The organism is Rania fehmarnensis (assembly GCF_056494185.1).
Genome location: NZ_CM151398.1, coordinates 2,119,106 through 2,138,618 on the forward strand (window position 1 = coordinate 2,119,106; position 19,513 = coordinate 2,138,618).

The following is a 19,513-nucleotide window of genomic DNA, read 5'->3' on the forward strand; positions in this document are numbered from 1 at the left end:
GTTCCTTCAATCGTCTCGCCCTGATCCGATACGGTCCATACTAGCGATGAAAATTCGCTCTTGGTGAGCACTGTTAGTCCGGTCATTTATTTTTTACGGTTCCGTACTCGCGTTTGGTTGACTCAGCCAAACTGTACGGCTTGGTGTGGGGACGGTTCTGAGCAGTGATCAACTCGGCGATGAAACCCACCGAGAGCAGTTGGGCGCCCAACAGCAGAGCCAGGATGCAATAGTAGAAGATCGCGCGCTCGTGCAGATGCAGATCATCTTCGGGCAAGTTATTGACGATCCGCGTCCAAGCCCACAAGATGGTCAGTACTAGGATCCCCAGCGAACCAAAACTCAGCGCTGCTAGCCCCAGCGATCCGAGTAGATGCTGCGGGCGGTTACGAAATCCAGTCAGAAAGTAGACTGTAAACAGATCCAGCAGCCCTTTGATGAAACGCTCGAATCCATACTTGGATACTCCATGCTTGCGGGCTTGATGTTTGACGGGAATTTCGGCCACGCGGAACCCGCGGGCCGCGGCTAGCACGGGCACGAAGCGATGCATCTCGCCGTACAACTTGACTTCATCGATAACTTCGCGGCGATAAGCTTTCAAGCCGCAGTTGTGATCGTGCAGATGCACGCCGGTTAGCCAACTGATCAAGCGATTGAAAATTCGACTTGGGCCAACCTTGTGCCAGGGATCATGCCGGACTTGCTTCCAACCGGTGACCACATCATAGCCTTCGTCCAGTTTGCTCAGCAGGGCAGGAATTTCAGCTGGGTCATCTTGCAGATCCGCATCCAGCGTGATCAGTCGCTGGCCTTGCGCATGATCAAACCCAGCCGACAGCGCGGCGGCTTTGCCAAAATTGCGCCGCAGTTTCAGGCCTGATACATAGTTGTGGGCGGCGGACAAAGCTTGGATTTGCTCCCACGAGCCGTCCCGCGAGCCATCGTCGACCAGCCAGACTTCGAATGAATACTGTTGCTCTTGGGCAACCGACGCAATGCGGTTGATCAGTTCCTGCAACGAATCGCGCTCGTTGTATACCGGGACGATGATCGACAATAACATTTAGCCCGACTTATTCACGAGGAGCACAATAGTGAAAAACAGATTTTGGTGACCTTCAGGAAGTAAAAGGGTAACACGTTTGAGCCCGATTTCAACCGCGAGGCCGCTCCTGGCGTTGCTGCAATTGCTTTATATGTAAAGTATTCCGTCTTGAAAGTTGATCTATTTACGTGGCATAGGCGTCTAGCCTGTATGTGGCATAGGCTTCTAGCCTGTGTATCGAAAAGCTTTCTAGCCCAGTGGAGATGGCACACAGGCTGGAAGCCTATGCCACACAAGCCTATGCCACAGACGGGCCGCAGCATTTAATCTTCCCAGGCTAGCGCCGGCGGCCGGGGGATCGACTAGAATATAGCGATTGACCCTTTTCGATCGATTCCCACCATAAACTCCCCGCCTGCAATGAAATATCTACTCACCTCCACCGCGATTGGCTTGGTTGGCTGGTGCCTGCTGGCTGTCGCCGGCGCGGCTGAGCCCGATGTTGACGAGTGGTTCGAGCGCGAAGTGCGTCCGCTGCTGGCCGAACGCTGCTTAAGTTGCCATAGTTCGACGCTCGAAGCCCCCAAAGCCAGTCTGAAACTCGACAAACGCGAATTGGCTTTGGCCGGCGGTGATAGTGGCCCCGCGATGGAACCGGGTAAACCGGCCGACAGCTTGTTGATTATGGCTGTGCGCGGTGACGGCATGAACCGCATGCCGCCGGACAGACCGTTGAGCAAACCAGAGATTGCGACACTGGAACGTTGGATCGCCATCGGTGCACCCTGGCCGCAGCGCCAAGGGACATCACCTGCGGTTGGTCCCGATTGGTTAAAGGAGCGGGCTCAATCGCATTGGGCCTGGCAGAGTATGCGGCCAGCTACTCCGCCCGCGGTCCGTCAAGCCGATTGGCCAGCGCGACCGCTGGATGCATTCATACTAAGCAAGCTGGAAAGTCTCCAGTTGCAGCCGGCAGATGATGCTACGCCCACGCAACTGCTGCGACGAGTGGCCTATGATTTGACCGGGCTGCCACCGTCGCAAGAGCAATGGCAACAGTTCAGCCAGGCACCCAAGGTCGGCTCGCCTCAGTTTGACGCGCTCTATGCGCAAGTCTTGGAAGATATGTTGGCTTCGCCTGAGTTCGGAGTCACCTGGGGACGCAACTGGTTCGACCTGGTGCGGTACTGCGAAACGTTGGGCCATGAATTCGATTACCCAGTTCGATACGCCTGGCGTTATCGCGATGCGGTCATCGATGCGCTCAACGATGATCTGCCTTACGATCGCTTCGTAATGGAACACTTGGCCGGCGATGTACTGGTCGATCCTCGCCGTCATCGCGTCAGTGACATTAATCAATCGATGGCCATGACCAGTTGGTGGTGGATGGGCGAAGGGCTGCACGCGCCGGTGGACGTGTGGGGCGACGAAGCGACACGTTTGGATAATCAGATCGACGTATATTCCAAAACGTTCTTGGGACTGACGGTCGCCTGTGCGCGTTGTCACGATCACAAATTCGATCCGCTCAGCGCCGCTGATTACACTAGCCTGATGGGCGTGCTGCAGAGTTCACGTCGAACTTACACGCTCGATGATCCGCATGGCCGCATAGCCCAGCACAATCAGCAACTCGCCGCACAATTGCAGCGCTCCCTCAGCACCGCTGTGCAGGGGCAATCCACGACGCTAACGCAAGACCAACTGGCAGCGTGGTTGTTGCAACTGGTCGAGCAATGGAAAGCCAAGCCCGAGGAAACTCGCAAGGAAATTACTAGCGCTCATCCGTTGTATCCGCTGCTATTAATGCTGGATGCCAGCAGCGACCAAGAGTTCGCTGCCAAACAAGCGGTGATGGTTCAAGCACTGCGCGAGGCGCGATCGGCCTGGTTGAAGTGGGAGTCCGAGAGCGTGCTGCTCGCGGATTTTGCGAACGGGCTTCCGCCGGGCTGGTACGTTGAAAGCGCCGACGAGGCGCTCGGCGAGCGTGGTACGCAACCTGGGCAACTGATGGCACTGGATCCGCTAGGCGTGCTGCCTGCGCGACCTGGACAGTTTGCATCGCACGTGTTGGGCAAGCAGCAACAACTCGCCTTGCGTTCTCCGACTTTCGACGTCACGCATCCCGTAGTCGCCCTGCGCATGCGTGGCAAAGGCGGTCAATCGACGATCCTGGTAGATAACTATTTCATGATCGAGTTTCACACGTTGCTCTTTGGCGACTTGAAGAAGCCAATTGATCAACCGCTGGATGCTGGCTGGGTCACGCACGGCGGTGACTTGAAGAAGTACTTGGGTCACCCAGCCTATATCTCCCTCGAAGATGATGAGAACAGTTGGTTTGAGCTGAGCCAAGTACGATTGGCCGGCTCGGGGCCACCGGCCGAAATTGGTCCAGTCGTGCTAGAGTGGACCGAGACTGCCAAGTCGGGCGGTGAACTGATTAACAATCTGGCCAGGCTGCTGCTCGAGCAACGGGAGCAACCCGCTGGGCAACGATTGGAACTAATGCGCAGTGCGATTGCAGAATCGACGCGCTGTCAGTTGGCTTTGCCTCAAGGACTAGTGCCGACCGTGGATCGAAGCCCACTCGAAGCCATGGCGGCCAGTACGCCGGCTCCAACGCGACTGTTGGGGATTCATGAAGGTACACCGCGCGACGCGGTGCAATTTATGCGGGGTAACCCACACAAACGCGGCACCGCTGTTCAGCGCGGCGACCTGCAAGCGCTGGGTGGTCAGTGCGTAACCGACCAGGCCTCGAGCGGGCGAGTAGAGCTGGCTGGCTGGTTAACTTCCGCCAACCATCCGCTGACGGCCCGGGTGATGGTCAATCGCGTGTGGATGCAACTGTTTGGTCAAGGCCTGGTCGAATCACCGGATAACTTTGGTCTGCTGGGTGGTGCGCCGAGCAACTTGGAGTTGCTGGACTATCTCGCGCTGCAGTTTATTGAGCACGATTGGTCGCTGAAGTGGTTGGTTGGCGAGATCTGCAGCAGTCGCGCCTATCGACTATCGAGTAGACCATCGGAGTCGCACCAGCAATTGGATCCGACCTCGCGTTACTTGAGTCATCGCCAGGTCCGCCGTCTAAGCGGCGAGAAGTTGCGTGATGCGTTGCTGGCGATCAGTGGTTCGCTGGATCACGCACAGGGCGGCGAGAGTGTGCCGGTTTACTTGACCGATCAAATGACTGGCCGCGGTCGGCCCGGCAAGAGTGGCCCACTGGATGGTAACGGTCGCCGCGCCGTCTATGTGGAAGTGCGTCGTAACTTTCTCGATCCGTTTCTGGTCGCCTTCGATCAACCACCACCTGCGACCACAGTTGGTAAACGCAACATGTCGAACGTGCCCGCGCAAGCTCTCAGCTTGCTGAACGCGCCGCTGGTGCACGAGATGGCTAAGCGTTGGAGTCAACGTCTGTGGACGGAGCATTCAACCAATGAAGATCGCATTCGCGCGATGTATGTAGCGGCCCTGGCACGCCAGCCCGACGCTGACGAGTTAGCGGAGTGTGCGGAACTGGTTAGCGATGGCACGATAGAGAAGTTCAAAGAGCTCGCCCATGTGCTGGTGTGTACCAAAGAGTTTCAATATCTGCAGTGAGATGTGAAATGAATTATCCGTGTGGTCGCACTCGCGCATGTATCTCGCGCCGTCAATGGCTCAGCCAGGCTGCATGCGGCTTTGGTTCATTAGGGCTGGCTGCGCTGTTGCACAAGACCGGCTATGCGAAACATGCAGGACTGCTAACAGAATTGCATCATCCGGCCAAAGCCAAACGCGTGATTTTTTTGTACATGGATGGCGGTCCGGCACAGATGGACACCTTCGACCCCAAGCCCATGTTATCGAAGTATCATGGTCAACCCTTTCCGATGAAAGCTGAGCCGACGCAATTCGATAACAACGGACTTACGCTGCAATCGCCGTGGACCTTTTCGCGCTTTGGCGATAGTGGTTTGTGGATTAGTTCATTGTTCCCTTACTTGTCACGGCATGCAGATCGGCTAGCGGTGGTCAAAAGCATGACTAGTCAATTTTCCGAACACACCAGCGCCAACTACTTCTTGCATACGGGACTGGGTATCGCTGGCCGACCGAGCATGGGTGCGTGGTTGTCGTATGGTTTAGGTAGCGAGAGCGATAACCTGCCCGACTACGTCGTGATCAATGGTGGCCTGACCCCGCCCGGTGGGCTCGATAACTTTGGCAGTGGGTTCTTGCCGGCTGCGCATCAGGCCAGTCTCTTCTCGCCCACCGCGACGCCAATTGCCAATTTGGCTCCGCCGCACAGCGTTTCGGCCGAGCAAGCATTGCAAAAGCGCAGGCTGCTTAGTCGGCTCGATGCGCAGTATCTAGCCAGCACTGGCGGTGCCGATCAAGTCGAAGGCGCGATCGCGAATTTTGAGCTCGCCTATGCGATGCAAGCCAGCGTGCCCGAAGCGGCTGACTTTGCCAGCGAAAGTCACAACACGTTGGCGCTCTACGGTATCGATAGTCCCAACGGAGCGACGGCTACCTTCGGCCGCGAATGTTTGATGGCCCGGCGACTGATCGAACGTGGTGTTCGCATGATCGAATTAACTTGTCCGTCGGTGGGTCATGACCGTTGGGACCAGCACAGCAACTTGCGCAAGGGTCACCAGGACAACGCGGTGGCGGTCGATCAACCGATCGCCGGCTTGATCTCAGATTTATCCGCGCGAGGTTTGCTGGATGAAACGCTAGTTGTATGGGCCGGTGAGTTTGGGCGCACTCCGTTTGCGCAAGGTGCCGACGGCCGCGATCACAATCCGTTTGCCTTTTCGATTTGGATGGCAGGCGGCGGCGTGCGTGGCGGAACAACTTATGGTGAGACCGATGAATTCGGTTACAAGGTGGTTGATAAACCGCTGGAGATGCATGACCTGCATGCCACCATCTTACATCTGCTGGGCATCGATCATGAACGCTTGACGTTTCGCTTCGGCGGCCGCGATCATCGCTTGACCGATGTCCATGGACATGTTGTGCACGATGTGATTGCGTAGTTGGACAGCGTTACTGTGTAGCCACCGTCGCCAGACGGTGGAATCAGCTGGCAGCGGTGGCAGTTCAATCTGAACCCGCTGACCGATTTCGCTGTACGCAGTCCTACTCGTACTCGCATTGGTTTTGGAGTAGGAGTAGGAGTAGGAGTAGGAGTAGGAGTTCTCACACTGTGTAGCCACGGTCGCCAGACGGTGGACTCCGTTGGCAGCGAAAGCCACCGCTTGGCGGCGGTGGTTACGATCGCACAAGGTCAATCTGAACCCGCTGACCGATTTCGCAGTACGCAGTCGTACTCGTACTCCTACTCGTACTCGAGCATCACGAGGACCGTCGCGTAGGAGTAGGAGTAGGAGTAGGAGTAGGAGTAGGAGTTCTCACACTGTGTAGCCACGGTCGCCAGACGGTAGACTCGGTTGGCAGCGAAAGCCACCGCTTGGCGGCGGTGGTTACGATCGCACAAGGTCAATCTGAACCCGCTGACCGATTTCGCAGTACGCAGTCGTACTCGTACTCCTACTCGTACTCGAGCATCACGAGGACAGTCGCGTAGGAATAGGAGTAGGAATAGGAGTAGGAGTAGGAGTAGGAGTAGGAGACACACAGGCTGGAAGCCTATGCCACAGGCAGCGTGATTTCGATTACAATCGCTGGCGGCGAGCACTTCTACCTATCCCACCCAGAACGACATATCCATGAACTCTTCCGCCAAATTTTCCATGCAGACTTGGTTGATCATCGCGATCGCCAGTATCGGTTTTTTGTTCGACACCTACGAACTGCTGATGACTCCGCTGGTGGCTCCGCCGGCGATCGCGGAACTGCTAAAAGTGCCGATTAGCCATCCATCGGTGGCGACCTGGACGGGTAATCTGCTGTGGATCTCGGCGCTGTGCGGTGGGGTGTTCGGTTTGTGGGGTGGTTGGCTGATCGATCGCTTGGGTCGTAAGACAGTGATGGCGGCGAGTATTTTTCTGTATTCGTTTTCGCCATTCCTGGCAGCCTTCAGCACGACGTTGCCGTGGTTTATCTTTTTTCGCAGCACAACCTTTATTGGAGTGTGCGTCGAGTTCATCGCGGCCATCACCTGGCTAGCCGAAGTCTTTGAAGACAAGAAGCAGCGCGAGAAGTGGTTAGGTATTACGCAAGCCTTTGCCTCGTTGGGAGGCGTTTTGGTTACGCTGGTAGCATATTACATCGGCAGAAACCGTGGACTGTTGCCTGACATCGGTTTTCCGAAAGCCACCGATGGCGAAGTTGGCACCTGGCGATACATCCTGGCCACTGGACTGTTTCCGGCGATTCCCATTGCGCTGATGTTACCTTTCGTGCCTGAGTCACGTGTGTGGAAAGAACGACGGGCGGCTGGAACGCTCAAACGCCCCAAGATCAGTGCGCTCTTTGCACCTGAGTACATTCGCGTGACGATCGTCACCGCGCTGCTATCGGCTTGCGCTTACGGCATCGCTTTTGGTGCCTTGCAATTGACACCGCGCCTGGTGACTCCTGGCCTGCCGGAAATGAAACATGCGTCGGATGAACTGCGACCACTGCGAGTTGAAGCCAAGAAACTGAACGAACAGTTCGACAAGGCTGCGTCTAAAGAAGAGAAGGCCGCAGTCGTCACGCAGTTGAAAGCCTTGGCGGCCAAGCAAAAAGGTCCGGATAGTGAAATCAAAGAGAAAGGCGAAGCCGTCCAGTTGTTCCAGGAAATGGGTGGTTTGATCGGTCGTATTCTGCTGGCCATCTTTATCATTGTGGGCATTAGTCGTGTTACGCTGCTCAAGCTTTTTCAAGTGCCGGCGCTTATCATGTTGCCACTCACTTACTTTATGCTCTACAACCAAGGCGGCCCCGTCTTTATGTTTGCCTATGGCGTGTGTGGGCTGGTGACGGTGGCCCAGTTCAGTTACTTCGGTGAATACTTGCCCAAGGTCTTTCCGTTGCACCTGCGTGGTACGGGCGGCAGTTTCGCAACAAATGTCGGAGGACGCATGATCGGGACGAGCATGTCGGTAGTGACCACTAGCGCGGTGGCGCCGCTGCTGGCGGGTGATAAACCCATAACGCCCGATATCGTGGCTCAAGCGGCAGGTATTGTGGCTACTGCGATGGCGGTGATTGCCTTGGCCGTGGGCATGTTTTTGCCTGAGCCGAAAGCGGAGACCACCGAATAGTGAGCAGTTTGCGACTGGCGGGCGAGTTGTGGCGTGCGACGACCGAATCACCGTCGGTCGCTTCGTTGCGTTCGAGTGTCGTTGAGTTACTCATGCGACACTTTCCACAGGGGCGCATTGCCTGGCTCAGTCAAAATGGTTCGCAGTGGGGACTAGCCGGTACAACTGCTGCCCTGGCTCGCGTGCCCGTTGACCTGGCGGCCACGGCTTGCGATCGCGGGCAAGTTGTCAGTCAAGGTGAATGGTGTGCTGCTCCGCTGAGCAGTGATCGCTTAGAAGCCCTGCCTGGCGCCGAGCAAGCCGAAGCATTGGTCATTAGTCCTCGCGATCTGATGAACGAAGACGATTTGAGCATGCTGGTGCGCATGCTCCAGACTTGCGTGATAGTGACGCGGCGGCATCACCGCGCCAGCCTCAGGCTGGAGCAATTGCAGACGCTGTTGGAACTGGCCATCACCTGGCACCGCACGCAAGATCTGCCAGAGCTCCTGAATAACATCGCCAAGGCTGCGGCCCGCGTATTGCATGCCGATCGCGCGAGTATCTTTCTGTGGGATCGAGCCGCCAAGGAATTGGTTGGCCATCCAGCGCTGGGCGTCGAAGGTCAACCATTGCGGATACCTGATGATCAAGGCATCGCTGGCCAAGTCTTGAAGCATGGTCAACCGCTGCGTTGGGATTCGAGCGATGATCCCAACGCGATCAACATCAAAGTTGGCAAGCAGCTCGGCTATCTCACGCGCTCGCTGATGGCTGTGCAACTGGTGGACAATCGTGGTCGCGCGATGGGTGTGTTCGAAGTGCTCAATCATCGCGACGGTCGCTTCTCCATCGACGATGAAGTGTTCCTCGCTGAACTAGGGCGACACGCTGCGGCGGCTTTAGAAAACACACAGCGCATCGATGACCTGGTTCGCACACGTGATCGCTTAGTTCAATCTGCTTCGGCGGGACTGTCGCTGGTGGGTCAATGCCCGGCAGTGGAAACAATGCGGCAGACCATCGCTCGTGTTGCGCCCACGGATCTGGCGGTCTTGATACTCGGTGAAAATGGCACGGGCAAAGAGGTCGTCAGCCGGAGCTTGCACCTGCAAAGCAAGCGCAACGCTCAACCATTTGTGGCGGTTAACTGTGCAGCGATTGCCGAGACGCTGCTGGAGAGTGAGCTCTTTGGTCACGAGAAAGGCGCTTTCACCGACGCCATTGCAGCCCGCGCTGGCAAGTTCGAATTGGCAAGCAGCGGTACACTGTTCCTGGATGAAATCGGCGAGATGAGTCCTGGTGGGCAAGCCAAACTGTTGCGGGTGCTTGAAGAAAAGATTGTAGTTCGCGTGGGAGGATCGGTGCCAATTCGCACCGACGTGCGCGTGATTGCGGCAACCAATCAGAACCTGGCCGAACTCGTGCGACAAAAGAAGTTTCGTGAGGATTTGTACTTTCGATTAAATGTAGTCACGTTGCATCTGCCACCCTTGCGCGAGCGCGGGGATGATGTCTTGGTACTAGCTGAACATTTCCTGCAACAGTTCGGTTCCCAGATTGGCCGCAGAGCAATGAGCTTGAGTAAGAAGGCCAAGGAGAGCTTGCGCGTGCATGCCTGGCCGGGCAACGTGCGCGAGTTGCGCAACATGATGGAACGTGTGGCCTACCTGGCTGCCGAATCGGAGGTCGAAGAAAGCGATCTGGCTTTTGTATTGGCCCCGACTCGCACGGTGGATCCCAAGAATTTGCCGAGCGAAATGACGCTCGGCGATGCGACCGACATGTTTCAGTCCGAGTACATTCGCCGCCACCTCGAAGCCGCCGGCGGCAACATCGCGCACGCCGCAGAGCGCCTCGGACTACACCGATCCAATCTCTATCGCAAGATGCGCCAGCTAGGGATGACACCCGAAGAAGACTAAACCGAGGGCGTTAGCCTCGGTTGCCCCAGCCTGGTTACCAGGCTCTGCCTGGCGCGTGCTAGATCATGGTGGGGCGGTCGACACCTTCGGTAATGCCCGGCCAGCGCAGGGTGAACTTGGTGCCCTGCCCTTGTTCGCTTTCCACTAAGACATCGCCGCCGTGTTCGCGCAAGATCTTGCGGCTAACGGGTAGACCCAGGCCGGTACCACGCGCGCCTTTCTTAGATTCAAACACCGAGAAGATGCGTTCGAGATTCTCTGGCGCGATGCCTTCGCCGTTGTCTTCGATGGCCAGTTCGATTAGCTGTGACGCAGGCGCAATTTGCAAATGCAAGCGGACCTGGCCGGCGTCACGTGATTCGACCGCATCGATGGCGTTGGTGACGACGTTCAGAATCGCGCGGTGCAGCGCGTCGGGATCGAAACGTACCGCAGGAAAGTGTGTGGGAGGTTCCCAGACCAGGCGAGCATGAACTTCCTCGGCGCGACTCTGCATCAGTTCAACCACTTCGGTAATCGTGTGGCGAACGTCGCCTTCGCGCAGTTCGGGTACGCGTTCTTTGCTGAACGAGAGCATGTCCATCACCAGGTTACTAATGCGTTCCTGGTTGCGCTCGACCATTCGCCAGCCCTTGCGAGCCACCTCGAAGTCTTGATTGTTCAAACCGGTTTCGATTAAGTAACTGCCGCCGCGCACGCCTTGCAAAATATTCTTGACGTGATGGGAAAGGTTGGCAATCGTTTGTCCCATCGCCGCCATGCGTTCAGCTTGGAGTGTTGCGCGGTAGAACTGGGTATCTTCGATGGCCAGAGCAGCCTGGTTGGCGATGGCCGTTAGTAGTTTCAAGTTTTCATCGGTAAACGATTCAATCGGTGCGCGGTCTTGCAATCGTTCGGCGGCCATGCCGGGGCTGGTTGTCGTGTCGACGTAGATGGCGCCGACGACTCCGTAACGACCTTGCATCGGTACACACATCGCTTCGTGAATTCCCAGCGATACGATACTACCGGCTCCCGACCAACGTTCGTCATCTTGAGCGTTGCTGGTTAGTACGCCTTCGCGATGGGAGACGACGTAATCGACAATGGTCTTGCTGATTTCCAGTGGCCGCTGGGGACTGGACGAGTTCTTGCGATTGCGACGATACGCGGGAGTGAGGTGGCTGGTGACTTCATCGATCAGCAGCACGCAAGCATTGTCGCACTGAGTCCATTGAAAGACCATGTCGAGCACTTGGCGCATCATCTCGTCGATATCCAGCGTGCGCGTGATTGCCTGGCCCACGCGATAGATCACGTCCCAGCCGCTGAAGGCTGGCGTGGTTTCGCAGTCCAATTCGAGTTCTGCTTTCGTGGGCACCAATGGGGGCGCGGGCATCGATTCGGGGGCAAAGGTGTGGCGAATGTGCGAGAGGTCATCGCGATCATCGTTGCGTACGATGGCCACATCATGGGCTCCGCCGTGATGCGTAGCCGGTTGCGTACTGGTCATGGCATCGCTAGTGGCACTGAAGATCATCAGTGTGCTGCCCAGTTGTACCCGATCGCCACTGGTCAGCGGGTGCAAGTTAATGCGTTGGCTGTTGATAAAGCTGCCGTTGCTGCTGCCCAGATCGACCAACGTCCAACTACCGTCGGTGCCGCGGTCGACGCGCGCGTGATGACGCGATACTTCGGTATCGTGCAGTTGGATCTGGTTGGTAGATTCGCGTCCCAGCGTCGTCGAAACGCTCAGCAGTTCATAGTGCTGCCCGCTATCTCGACCACGAATGACGAACAACGATGCCATGGAAGTGAAGTTTGAAGTTTGAAGTTGGAAGTTGGAAAGAGTGTGTGCGTATTGTCAACTGCCCCGAGGCGGTTGGCCAGCCCAGGGTTTGGCCTGAGGTTTGCTGGGTTAGTCCTCCACCAATCATAGTCACCTGAAAGGAACAATCATGCGCAATCGATACGATACAGGCCAGCAGTTCTGGTGTGCCAGTGCCGCTACTGCTGCCGCCTGTTTTTTGGCTCCCCGACCGTTTCGCGTTTTGATTCCACTGGGTGTAGGCTATCTAGTCTACCGCATGGCCCAACACGGTTTCCCATGGGGACAATGTGACCCAGATGACCCCAATTGTATGTGGCAAGAGATGGATGAATATCATCCAGCCGGCACACGCGACGCTATCGATGAATCCATCGATGAATCATTCCCTGCCAGCGACCCTCCCAGTTATTCGCCCGGCACAGCCACGCCAGCCATCTAAGCCGAGGGCGTTAGTAGCCCCGGTTATTTAAATCAACGGTCGCAAACGTTCGAAAACCGAATGGACCCAACGCCGAGAGCGTTAGTTAGCCCCGGTTCCTACGTCGAGCGGCCATGAACGTCACAAACCGAGGCTAACGCCTACGGTTTAGACCAGGTCCCTTACGTATTGTTTGAAATCGCGCATGTCGGTCGGTGGTGAGGGGCCGATGATCAGCGGGCCATCTTCCGGCGATGGATACAAACCATGGCTACCGCGTACCAGCGTGGCATCCAGAGGAATGACGTCCATGCGATATCGGAAACCTAGCTTCTTTTGAGCCAGCCGCAGCATGGCTTTGGGCATCGACGTCATAAACAGCTCAACCGGGTCATAGCCGGGTTTGCGGTGTATGTCGACCGTCGGGGCGAAGTCGGGCGCACGAGTCGCGTCGAGCCAATAGTAATAAGTGAACCATGCATCGGGGGCAGCCAGCGCAATCAGCTCACCGCTTCGCGGATGATCCAACTCCAATTCGGCTGGATCAACTACGCGGGCGACGCCTTCGATACTCTCGAGCAATGCAGCAACTTCGCCAATCATGGCTCGATCGCGGACGTAGATATGAGCCACTTGGTGATCGGCCACGGCGAAGGCGGCTGAATCGCCCGGTAAGAGCTGTTCTCCAAACGGTCCATCACGCACGGCCAACCAACCGGCTTTGCGCAAGTGCACGTTCAGCGATACCGGATTCGATACCGGCACCAAGCCATATTCAGATACCACAATCGTACGGGCGCCAACCTCTTCGGCTGCGTCGATCACGTGCCCCGCACATTCGTCAACTTCGGCGACCCGTTGGGCGTCGTGTTCGGTGAAGCGTTGGAAGTCGTAATCCAGGTGCGGCAGATAGACGAGTGTTAGTTGCGGTCTGTTTTGACGCAGGACTCTGGCGGCCGCTTTGGCAATCCACTGGCTGGAAGGCAGCCCAGCTTTAGGACCCCAAAACGCATGGAAAGGAAACGCGCCCAGTCGTTCCTCTAACTGGCAGTCGGTCTGATCGAGAATACCAAAAACCTTGGAGCCGTCGCAGCCGTAATGGGGTTTAGGAGTGGCACTCCATTTCACGGGTGCATGCTGATTAAACCACCAGAACAACTTGGCGGTTTCAATGCCTTCGTAAAATTTTTCACCTTGGATCAGCGAATTGGATTGTTGCCAAAAGCGAATCTCGGCAGTGTCGCGGTAGTACCAGCCATTGGCGACAATGCCGTGGTCTTTGGGAGCCAAACCTGTGAGCATGGTGGCTTGGGAAGTGCAAGTGACCGCCGGCAATGGACTGCGCCAAGCCTGCGCTTGTCCGAGGCTTGCCAGGCGCGGGGCATGAGCGAGAAGTTTTGGGGTCAAGCCCACCACATTGAGAACGCACAGCATACCAATTCCTTACTTACCAGCTGGAGCAGTGCCGAGTATAATCATGTGCACCGTTGCCCCCCAGTCCTGGGAGGGAACAATCCTACCTGATACGGCGATGTGCCGAGGCAGATCTATGGCTGCCTGCGGTTGTGGACATCCCCCATCCTGGAGAGACAGTTTCTATGAAAACGTTTGTAAATCTGACTGCTATCGCTGTAGCGTTGATCGCCAGCAGCTTCACCTCTTCGGCCAGCGCTGATTTCGCTGATCTGAAGTTGACGTTTGTGTATAAAGGCAAAGCACCGGCTGCCAAACCCATTGGCGCAGTTGCCGACCCATTTTGCGCGGCTTTGAAGATTGAATCCGATTCTTTGGTGATCAATCCAAAGAACAACGGCATCCGCGACGTGATCATGTTCCCGGATCCCAAAAAATTCGATGCCAAGGCAGCCGATCCGGCCGTCAAGGTCGCCAACGAAAACCCAGTCCTGGACAACAAGAACTGCCAATTTTCGCCACACGTCGTGGTGCTTCAGACCGGTCAAACTCTGACCGTCACCAATAGTGACAAGACTGGCCACAACGCCGCCTTCTCGTTCTTCAATAACGATGCTCAAAACCAGCAGATCCCTGCCGGTGGCTCGCAGAAATTCACTGTAAAGAAGTCCGAGCCCAGCGCCATTCCGGTTTCATGTGGCAGCCACACATGGATGAAAGCCTTTGTGGTTGTGCAAGACCATCCTTTCGTGGGTGTGAGCAACGAAGATGGTGTGCTGGAGATTAAAGGTCTGCCCGTAGGCACGATCACGTTGAAGATCAATCATGAAGCGGCCAAGTTCAAAGAACTGACCATCGGTGGCAAAGCCTATCCGGTCAAGAAGGGTGCCATCGAACTTGAACTGAAAGCCGGGGCCAATGATCTGGGCACGGTCGAACTGGGAAGCGATGTGTTGAAGCCCTAGTTGGGACCGAGCCACTTTCCACACTAAGTAGCCACCGTCGCCAGACGGTGGACACTCGCGACGGCAAAATCCACCGCTTGGCAGCGTTGGCTACTTGAAATACATCGGTTGATTTTCAATTTCACCAATTTCCAACTTGTTCAATTTCACTTTCCAAATTTCAGAGTCGCATGAACGCTACTATCGCTGCTGAACCGTATTTTCAGGAATTGTTTGCGGAACGCATTGGCGGAGCCGGATACGGCAAAGGCACCGAGATCTACAAGTTCGAAAGGATCAAACGCGCCAAGCGTAAAGCGTTGGCAGATTATCCTGATCGTGCTTTGGTCGATTTCGGTATCGGCGAAAACGACAGCATGGCTGACGAGCTGGTTCGCGAACGCATGGCTCGCGAAATCAATCGTCCTGAAAATCGAGGATACGCCGACAACGGTATCGCCGATTTCAAGCAAGCGGTCGCGCGTTTTATGGATCGTCAGTTTGGTGTGACGCTCGATCCCAACTCTGAAATTAATCACTGCATCGGCAGCAAGACCGCCTTGGCCATGCTGCCGGCTTGCTTTATCAATCCTGGCGACATCACCATGATGACCGTTCCCGGTTATCCAGTGGCCGGTACGCATACGAAATACTACGGAGGCAGCGTGCATCGCTTGCCGCTGTTGGCTGAAAACGACTTCTATCCCGATTGGGATGCGATCTCCCCGGATGTGTGGCGCAAGACCAAGATGGTGGTGCTGAACTATCCCAACAGTCCGACGGGCAAAGTAGCCGATGTCGATTTTTACTTGCGCGTCATTGAACTAGCGCACGAGCATAAGTTCATTGTGGTGCAAGATGCTGCTCATATTCTGCTGACCTATGATCGTCAGCCGTTGAGTTTTCTGTCGGTGCCTGGGGCCCGCGATGTGGGTGTCGAAGTCCATTCGCTCAGCAAGGGCTTTGACATGATCGGCTGGCGCATCGGCTGGGTCTGCGGCAATGCCAAGCTAGTGCAAGCTTTTGCAGATGTAAAAGACAATTGTGACAGCGGTCAGTTCTCAGCCGTTCAACAAGCGGCGGTTACGGCGCTTGATACGCCCGCGATTCCCGAGAAGATTCGCACCAAGTATCAACGACGTTTGAAGAAACTAGTGGCGACGCTCAAGCAGTGCGGCTTTGAATGTGAAATGCCGGGTGGGACCTATTTCTTGTATGCTCGTTCGCCTAAAGGCATTCAGGGTGGTCCACGCTTTGAGAATGCCGAGCAGGCCAGCCAATATTTCATCACGGAGAAATCGATCGTCACCGTGCCTTGGGACGATGCCGGTTCATTCCTGCGATTCTCTGTGACCTACGTTGCGGATGACGAAGCGGCTGAGGACGCGTTGATGACTGAGACTGCCAAACGCTTGGGTTCGCTGTCGCTTGAGTTCTAACCGGATTTGAATTTTCAGATTTGAAATTTGAGATCATGCCCCAAATTCAAATCGCCCAGACGATTGCCAATACCAGTGCCGAAGGGCCAGGTCGGCGCATGGCGGTTTGGTTCCAAGGCTGTCCGCTGCGGTGCCCTGGTTGTTGCAATCCGGAGATGCTCAGCTTTCAAGGCGGCCACTCCATTGAACTGGCAGAGTTAGTCCAGCAGATGACGGTCGCTCGGGATGACGATCACATCGAAGGTCTGACACTGCTCGGAGGCGAACCGTTTGCGCATTTGGAGGGCACGCTCGGCTTAGCGCACGCAGCCCGCTCGCTGGGGCTGAGCGTGATGATCTTCAGCGGTTTTTGGATGGAACAGCTGTGCGCGCGCACCGAGCCACAAATCGAGCTGATCTTGGCACTGACGGATATCTTGGTAGATGGTCCGTATGACCGACAGCAGCCCGATACCCAGCGGCGCTGGATCGGTTCGACCAATCAGCGAATTCACTTTCTAAGCGCGCGTTATCGCGCCGAAGATGCATGTTGGCAGCAGCCTAATACACTGGAGCTGCGACTCGGTCCCGAGGGCCTGACCGTCAACGGATTTCCCTCACCTGCGACCAAGAGCTTTTGGAGAAGAGGTTAATCCGCCCAGATCCAGAGGTTGGCAGCGTGAATCTGCTGCGGGCATCTATTGGGATTCGATAATTTTGATTGAGATTTGAGAAACGAAGTTCTACAATGCAACTATGCGATTTCTCATCTTACTTATCTTGGCCTTGATCTGTCTGCCTTCGTCGGCTGCGTGGGCGCAGCGTGGCCGCAAGCCATCGCGGGCCATGCCGCCCAAATTCTCAGGCAAAGAATTTGAAGGCGCATTCTTTACCGATGTTCGCAGCGTGCTGCAGGGGGACAGACCTTCAGCCGACGATCCCGCGAACGTCGCTGGATCCACAGGTATGCAACCTGCGATGAACGGGGCCGCGGCCACAGGTTCCTCGAGCTCAAGCGATCCTTGGAACAAACTGATCAGTGCGAGCACCATCGAAGACGCTGTCAAGAATTCAAAGTTGCGACTGGAGCCGTTGGTTGCCAATCCGACTAAGTTCGCAGGCTCTTTTAAAGAGGTGCGGCGCGAGTACTCGTTGCAAGCACTCATGTTTGCGATCATCGAAGAGTATCCGGGCGATGTGCGCTGGAAGAAGAGCGCCGCTCTGGCCCGCGCGGCCTTTGTCGCCAGTCCTCAAGTAGCTGCGGCCAAAGCCCATCAAAACGCCAAGGAACGTGTGCAAGATCTGTCGGACTTGTTGAGCGGCAATACGCTTGAAGGCTCTGCCCCATCGAAGCTGGACTGGGCTAATGTCATCGAACGCGTGCCCTTGATGCAGTTGCTCGGCTGGGCTCAGGATGACTACATCAACCCGCACAGTGCGAGTAAAGAGAAGTTCGCTCAGAACAAAGAGGAACTACTGCGGGCGGCTGAACTGGTGACCGTGCTAGGCAAAGCGGCTATGATGGAAGGTATGCGAGATGCAGACGATCCCGAGTACATGAAACTCGCTCGGCAAATGGTCGAGCAGGCCCAGCAGATTGCCTTAGCGGTCCAAACCGATAACGCCGACATGGCTCGAGCGGCGGCTGGTCAGCTTGGTCAGTCTTGTACGAAATGTCACGACAGTTATCGCTAGTGTCTGCTTTCGCTCCGCGAAAGTCGAGTGAAAAAACCTTTCGCGGAGCGAAAGGAGACAATATCTTTCGCGGAGCGAGGGAAGACAGTTCGAAAACCTTCAGCAATTGGGGAAGAGACGTGGGGATACGTTTCCGTTGCCATCACTGCGAACACGAATTGAACTTGAAAGAGTTTCAAGGCGGGCGGCGTGCGCGCTGTCCGGCATGTAGCGGCAAGTTTCGTGTGCCCACCGAAACGGCAGATTTCTCGGTGCCGCTGGAAGACGCGGAAGCGGCGATGGCCGGTAGTCTCTCTCAGGCGTCGGGTCGGCAATCAAGCGGCTCGGGAACCTTCGACTTGAAACCCGCCAGCCACGATGCCGAGGCAGGTCGATTGGCGGAAGTTCAACCACGCTTGCGCCGATCAACCCAGACATCGAACCAGAAATCGACCCACACATCCAGCAAAGGGGGCGACAGTCACACGGCGCCTGTGCCTGGAGTTCAGGGAACAACATCAAAAATGCCAGCCGCCATTGCCGAAGCTCCCGAGGCGATCTGGTACGTGCGACCGCCAACGGGTGGCCAGTATGGACCGGCCGATGCGCAGATCTTTTTGACTTGGCTGCAAGACTATCGAGTCAGCGCCGATTCGCTAGTTTGGCGGGACGGCTGGCCGCAATGGATGGTGGCGGGCGAAGCCTTCGAAGATTTCTTTGGATCAGCTTGGCGGTTGGCCGACAGTGCACCAGAGGTACCCGCTGACGATGCCACGGAGGTTGACGAACCGGTGACCGCGGGCCACGAGGAGTCCTCTGTGACGACACCAGCCAATCCCATTCAGACTCGCCGCAAGAGACAGCAATCCACTTACGCCATCTTTATTGCCGTGCTGGTGATTTTGGCTATTGCCCTGGCCGTGGTCCTGGCCAGGGTCCTCTTGAAGTAATAGACTGTGTCTGTGCTTTTGAGTTGGGAAGCTTCGAAATTTCCCATCTCGAACGTCGCATCTTCAAATGGTCAAAATGAAACCTAACTTTCAAGGAGTTCGTGCATGCACTCTCGATTTAATGGGCTTGCTCTGAGCCTGGTCGCTCTGGCCGGCGCGTTCTGTGCAGCTACCGCTATCGCCCAAGACAAACAAGACAAAGGCGCTGATGGCAAGATCGAAATGGCTGGCGGCAAGATCGTGTTGAAGGCACCGGCCCAGTGGAAATCTGTGCCCAAGAAAAACAACATGATCTCCTACGAGTTCACCGGTCCGGCTGATGCCGACAAGGCCAAGCAGGCCCGGATCACCGTCAGCACCAGCGGCGGTGGCCTGGATGCCAACATCGAACGTTGGTACGGACAGTTTGAACAACCCGACGGCAGCAAGACGGCCGACAAAGCGAAGGTAGAGAAGATCGAAGTTGCTGGCCAAACGGTTCACATCATCGAGATTCCCGGCACGTTCTTGGACAAGGGAGGTGCAGGTCCTTTCCAACAAGCACCCGCAGTGAAGAAGGAGAATCATGAGATGCTCGGCGGCATCATCGAGACCAAAGAGATGGGCATGCATTTCTTCAAGATCACTGGCCCGGCTGAATCGGTCGACAAGCTGAAAGAGGGCTTTCGCAAGATGTTGGAAGGCATGGAAGTAAAGAAGTAATGTCGCAGGCGTCCCAGCCTG

14 protein-coding genes are annotated in these 19,513 nt (G+C 56.1%); 11 read left to right on the forward strand and 3 right to left on the reverse strand.

Annotated features, from left to right (window positions below; translation table 11 throughout):
• Positions 1-82: 82 nt before the first annotated feature.
• Positions 83-1,066 (reverse strand): glycosyltransferase family 2 protein, encoded by a 984-nt coding sequence (locus SH573x_RS06910; RefSeq protein WP_479353607.1) that lies wholly within the window; start codon positions 1,064-1,066, stop codon positions 83-85.
• A 402-nt stretch (positions 1,067-1,468) separates the two neighbouring features.
• Here SH573x_RS06910 and SH573x_RS06915 point away from each other — a divergent pair, with 402 nt between their 5' ends.
• From SH573x_RS06915 to SH573x_RS06930, 4 genes are all read left to right on the forward strand, one after another.
• Positions 1,469-4,657 (forward strand): PSD1 and planctomycete cytochrome C domain-containing protein, encoded by a 3,189-nt coding sequence (locus SH573x_RS06915; RefSeq protein WP_479353609.1) that lies wholly within the window; start codon positions 1,469-1,471, stop codon positions 4,655-4,657.
• Positions 4,658-4,665: 8 nt separating this feature from the next.
• Positions 4,666-6,084: a DUF1501 domain-containing protein gene (locus tag SH573x_RS06920; protein WP_479353610.1), complete on the forward strand. Its 1,419-nt coding sequence runs from the start codon at positions 4,666-4,668 to the stop codon at positions 6,082-6,084.
• A 693-nt stretch (positions 6,085-6,777) separates the two neighbouring features.
• Positions 6,778-8,259, forward strand: coding sequence for an MFS transporter (locus SH573x_RS06925; RefSeq protein WP_479353612.1), 1,482 nt, complete (start codon positions 6,778-6,780; stop codon positions 8,257-8,259).
• Positions 8,259-10,163 (forward strand): sigma-54 interaction domain-containing protein, encoded by a 1,905-nt coding sequence (locus SH573x_RS06930; protein ID WP_479353614.1) that lies wholly within the window; start codon positions 8,259-8,261, stop codon positions 10,161-10,163. The genes SH573x_RS06925 and SH573x_RS06930 overlap by 1 nt, the downstream gene beginning before the upstream one ends.
• A gap of 58 nt (positions 10,164-10,221) precedes the next feature.
• On the opposite strand, the gene SH573x_RS06935 is transcribed toward SH573x_RS06930, so the two are convergent.
• Positions 10,222-11,952: an ATP-binding protein gene (locus SH573x_RS06935; RefSeq protein WP_479353616.1), complete on the reverse strand. Its 1,731-nt coding sequence runs from the start codon at positions 11,950-11,952 to the stop codon at positions 10,222-10,224.
• A gap of 148 nt (positions 11,953-12,100) precedes the next feature.
• Here SH573x_RS06935 and SH573x_RS06940 point away from each other — a divergent pair, with 148 nt between their 5' ends.
• A complete protein-coding gene (locus SH573x_RS06940) occupies positions 12,101-12,412 on the forward strand; it encodes a hypothetical protein (protein WP_479353618.1) in 312 nt (103 codons plus the stop codon).
• 147 nt (positions 12,413-12,559) lie between these two features.
• Here SH573x_RS06940 and SH573x_RS06945 read toward each other — a convergent pair whose 3' ends face one another.
• Positions 12,560-13,825 (reverse strand): alkaline phosphatase family protein, encoded by a 1,266-nt coding sequence (locus SH573x_RS06945; RefSeq protein WP_479353620.1) that lies wholly within the window; start codon positions 13,823-13,825, stop codon positions 12,560-12,562.
• Positions 13,826-13,989: 164 nt separating this feature from the next.
• Here SH573x_RS06945 and SH573x_RS06950 point away from each other — a divergent pair, with 164 nt between their 5' ends.
• The 6 genes from SH573x_RS06950 to SH573x_RS06975 all read left to right on the forward strand — a co-directional run bounded on the left by SH573x_RS06950 (position 13,990) and on the right by SH573x_RS06975 (position 19,492).
• Positions 13,990-14,769: a cupredoxin domain-containing protein gene (locus SH573x_RS06950; RefSeq protein ID WP_479353622.1), complete on the forward strand. Its 780-nt coding sequence runs from the start codon at positions 13,990-13,992 to the stop codon at positions 14,767-14,769.
• A gap of 170 nt (positions 14,770-14,939) precedes the next feature.
• Positions 14,940-16,187, forward strand: a complete 1,248-nt coding sequence (locus SH573x_RS06955) for an LL-diaminopimelate aminotransferase (RefSeq protein WP_479353624.1) — start codon at positions 14,940-14,942, stop codon at positions 16,185-16,187.
• A 35-nt stretch (positions 16,188-16,222) separates the two neighbouring features.
• Positions 16,223-16,819 (forward strand): 4Fe-4S single cluster domain-containing protein, encoded by a 597-nt coding sequence (locus SH573x_RS06960; RefSeq protein ID WP_479353626.1) that lies wholly within the window; start codon positions 16,223-16,225, stop codon positions 16,817-16,819.
• 103 nt (positions 16,820-16,922) lie between these two features.
• Positions 16,923-17,861: a cytochrome c gene (locus tag SH573x_RS06965; protein ID WP_479353628.1), complete on the forward strand. Its 939-nt coding sequence runs from the start codon at positions 16,923-16,925 to the stop codon at positions 17,859-17,861.
• A gap of 119 nt (positions 17,862-17,980) precedes the next feature.
• Positions 17,981-18,790 carry a hypothetical protein gene (locus tag SH573x_RS06970; protein ID WP_479353629.1) on the forward strand — a complete coding sequence of 270 codons (810 nt, stop codon included), beginning with the start codon at positions 17,981-17,983 and terminating at the stop codon, positions 18,788-18,790.
• A 105-nt stretch (positions 18,791-18,895) separates the two neighbouring features.
• Entirely contained in the window at positions 18,896-19,492 is a 597-nt protein-coding gene (locus SH573x_RS06975; RefSeq protein ID WP_479353631.1) for a hypothetical protein, read from the forward strand.
• Positions 19,493-19,513 lie beyond the last annotated feature (21 nt).

Bases quoted from the DNA above. Each gene is read 5' to 3' on its own strand.
- SH573x_RS06940 (WP_479353618.1), top strand. From the start codon at position 12,101: ATGCGCAATCGATACGATACAGGCCAGCAGTTCTGGTGTGCCAGTGCC.
- SH573x_RS06945 (WP_479353620.1), bottom strand. From the start codon at position 13,825: ATGCTGTGCGTTCTCAATGTGGTGGGCTTGACCCCAAAACTTCTCGCT.
- SH573x_RS06960 (WP_479353626.1), top strand. From the start codon at position 16,223: ATGCCCCAAATTCAAATCGCCCAGACGATTGCCAATACCAGTGCCGAA.
- SH573x_RS06920 (WP_479353610.1), top strand. From the start codon at position 4,666: ATGAATTATCCGTGTGGTCGCACTCGCGCATGTATCTCGCGCCGTCAA.
- SH573x_RS06915 (WP_479353609.1), top strand. From the start codon at position 1,469: ATGAAATATCTACTCACCTCCACCGCGATTGGCTTGGTTGGCTGGTGC.
- SH573x_RS06950 (WP_479353622.1), top strand. From the start codon at position 13,990: ATGAAAACGTTTGTAAATCTGACTGCTATCGCTGTAGCGTTGATCGCC.
- SH573x_RS06975 (WP_479353631.1), top strand. From the start codon at position 18,896: ATGCACTCTCGATTTAATGGGCTTGCTCTGAGCCTGGTCGCTCTGGCC.
- SH573x_RS06965 (WP_479353628.1), top strand. From the start codon at position 16,923: ATGCGATTTCTCATCTTACTTATCTTGGCCTTGATCTGTCTGCCTTCG.
- SH573x_RS06910 (WP_479353607.1), bottom strand. From the start codon at position 1,066: ATGTTATTGTCGATCATCGTCCCGGTATACAACGAGCGCGATTCGTTG.
- SH573x_RS06955 (WP_479353624.1), top strand. From the start codon at position 14,940: ATGAACGCTACTATCGCTGCTGAACCGTATTTTCAGGAATTGTTTGCG.
- SH573x_RS06935 (WP_479353616.1), bottom strand. From the start codon at position 11,952: ATGGCATCGTTGTTCGTCATTCGTGGTCGAGATAGCGGGCAGCACTAT.
- SH573x_RS06925 (WP_479353612.1), top strand. From the start codon at position 6,778: ATGAACTCTTCCGCCAAATTTTCCATGCAGACTTGGTTGATCATCGCG.